This window comes from Mesorhizobium sp. M2C.T.Ca.TU.002.02.1.1 (assembly GCF_003997225.1).
Genome location: NZ_RZTO01000858.1, coordinates 1 through 2,522 on the forward strand (window position 1 = coordinate 1; position 2,522 = coordinate 2,522).

3 protein-coding genes are annotated in these 2,522 nt (G+C 67.6%); all 3 read right to left on the reverse strand.

Annotated features, from left to right (window positions below; genetic code table 11):
* Positions 1-604: DUF2470 domain-containing protein (locus EOD07_RS30510; RefSeq protein ID WP_164772691.1), on the reverse strand; the 604-nt coding region annotated here is incomplete at its 3' end.
* 36 nt (positions 605-640) lie between these two features.
* Positions 641-1,828 carry a CaiB/BaiF CoA-transferase family protein gene (locus tag EOD07_RS30515; protein WP_127237951.1) on the reverse strand — a complete coding sequence of 396 codons (1,188 nt, stop codon included), beginning with the start codon at positions 1,826-1,828 and terminating at the stop codon, positions 641-643.
* 5 nt (positions 1,829-1,833) lie between these two features.
* On the reverse strand, positions 1,834-2,522 hold a 689-nt coding region (locus EOD07_RS30520; protein WP_127237952.1), incomplete at its 5' end, for an SDR family NAD(P)-dependent oxidoreductase.

Sequence of the window (2,522 nt, forward strand, 5' to 3'; positions counted from 1 at the left end):
CCTCGGCACGGCCGAAGTGGCGGGCATAAAGGGCAAGCGCGTCGCGATGATCGGCATTCATATGATCGAGCGCCGCCTGCTCGCCGCCGGCGAACTCCTCGACAAGGGCGTCGTCGGTGATGAAATCGCCGCGGTCGAGAAGAAAGGCCTTGCCGAAGCCGCCGTTCAGGCTGGCGCGCTCGGGCTCGAGCCGGAAGAACGAGAAGTCGCCGAGCCCGGCATAAAGCTTCGCCTTTGGATTGCGGTTGAGGTATCGCCGTTCGGCTCGGATCTGATCGGCCGTTCCCCGCTCCAGCCGCAGGGCGCGGCACGCCAGGCTGATGCGCGGATGCGCCAGCGGATCGCCCTTGCCGGGCTCGCCAAGCAGCAGCGAACAGCGCGGATCGGCGAGCAAGGCACCGGTGTGCGCGGACAGCATCGAGATCAGGATCAGCGGCGCGCCGTCGATGTCGGTGGCGACGCCAACCCGGCTTGCCAGCGGCGCGCCGGTGCCAGGCTCGATCGCCGCGAGCGCGCCGAAACGCGCCGATCGGATCAGGGTTTTCGCCAGCCTGACCGCTTCGGCGTCGGTTTCGCGGATGACATCCTTTTTCGGTTCGGTCACAAGCTCACCCGAGATAAGTTGATTTTCATTCTCCGGTTATCGGCCGATTACACCCGCCTTTGCAAGGGCTCCGATTTCCTCCTCGCTCAAACCGAAACGGGTCAATATGCCCGCGGGCTGGCGATCGCCGGCGGCCGGCGCCGCGGCAAGCGTCCGCGGATTTTGCGAGAAACGCGGCGCCGGCGCCGGGCGACCGAGTCCGCCGGATTTCACGAAGCTCTGCCTGGCGCGATTGTGCGGGTGATCCCTGGCTTCGACCAGGGACAGCACAGGCGCGACGCAGGCATCGGTCGCGGCGAACAGCGTGGCCCATTCGTCGCGTGTTCTTTCCCTGACCCGGCCGGCAATGGCGGCGCGCATCGCGGGCCATGACGACTTGTCGTACTGGCTGCCGACAAAACGACTGTCGAGCGGCAGCAGCCTGGCGAATTCGGCGAAGAAGCGCGGTTCGAGGCAGCCGACGGCAATATGCCTTGCGTCGGCGGTCTCATAGGTATCGTAGAACGGCGCACCGGAATCGAGCAGGTTCTCGCCGCGCCTGTCGCTCCAGAGGCCCGCGGCCATATAGGCGTGGATGGGCGCTGCGAGCATCGAGGCTCCCTCGATCATCGAGGCATCGATCACCTGGCCCTTGCCGGTCAGGGAACGCTGGAAAAGGGCGGCGAGCACGCCCGCGATCAGCATCATGGCGCCGCCGCCTTGATCGGCGACGAGGTTGAGCGGCGGCACCGGCGGCGCGTCCTGCCTGCCGAGGGCATGCAAGAGGCCCGCATAGGCGAGATAGGTGATGTCGTGCCCGGCTCGCGCGGACAGCGGTCCGTCCTGGCCGAACCCGGTCAGGCGGCCATAGATCAGCGCCGGATTGCGCTGGAGAACGACATCGGGACCGAGGCCGAGCCGTTCCATCACGCCGGGGCGGAAGCCTTCGACGAGGATGTCGGCCTGCGCCGCAATGCGCAGCAGCAGTTCCGCGCCCGCCGGACGCTTCAGGTCGAGCTTGAGGATGGAACGGCCGTGGCGGTCGAGATCGTATTCTTCCGGCAGGCTCAGCAGCGGCAGGCCGGAGTCGGCGCGTTCGATGCGCAGGACCCCGGCGCCCATCTCGGACAGCATCAGGGCGGCAAGCGGCACCGGGCCCAGCCCGGCCATCTCGATCACTTTCAGGCCGGCGAGCGGGCCGGTCTTTTCGGTAGAGGCACCGGCGCCTGTCGGCGAGCCAGTCATCCCGTTTATTTCGGCGCCATGCGGATGGCGCCGTCGAGGCGGATGGTCTCGCCGTTCAGCATCTGGTTCTCGACGATGTGGAGGGCAAGTGCGGCATATTCCGACGGCTCGCCGAGCCGGGGCGGGAAGGGGACGGAGGCGCCGAGCGAATCCTGCACCTCCTGCGGCATGCCGGCCATCATCGGCGTCTTGAAAATGCCGGGCGCGATGGTGCAGACGCGGATGCCGGACCGCGCCAGGTCGCGCGCCACAGGCAGCGTCATGCCGACGACGCCGCCCTTGGATGCCGCGTAGGCGGCCTGGCCGATCTGGCCGTCATAGGCGGCGACGGAGGCGGTGTTGACGATGACGCCGCGCTCGCCGCCGGCGAGCGGATCGAGTTTCGCCGCCCGGTCGGCGACGAGGCGGATCATGTTGAAGGTGCCGATCAGGTTGATCTCGATCACCTTACGGTACTGGTCGAGCGGATGCGGTCCGTCCTTGCCGATCGTCTTCACGCCGATGGCGATGCCGGCGCAATTGACCAGGATGCGCGACGGCCCAAGCTTTTCAGCCGCTTCAGCGATCGCGGCCGTCGCGCTGTCGCCGCTAGAGACATCGCATTGGACAGCAATTCCGCCGATGTCGGCCGCGACCTTCGCGGCGCGTTCGATGCCGACATCGAGGATGGCGACGCGGGCGCCCCTGGCGGCCA

Excerpts from the sequence above, each read along its gene's own strand:
- EOD07_RS30515 (WP_127237951.1), bottom strand. The coding sequence starts at position 1,828 with ATGACTGGCTCGCCGACAGGCGCCGGTGCCTCTACCGAAAAGACCGGC.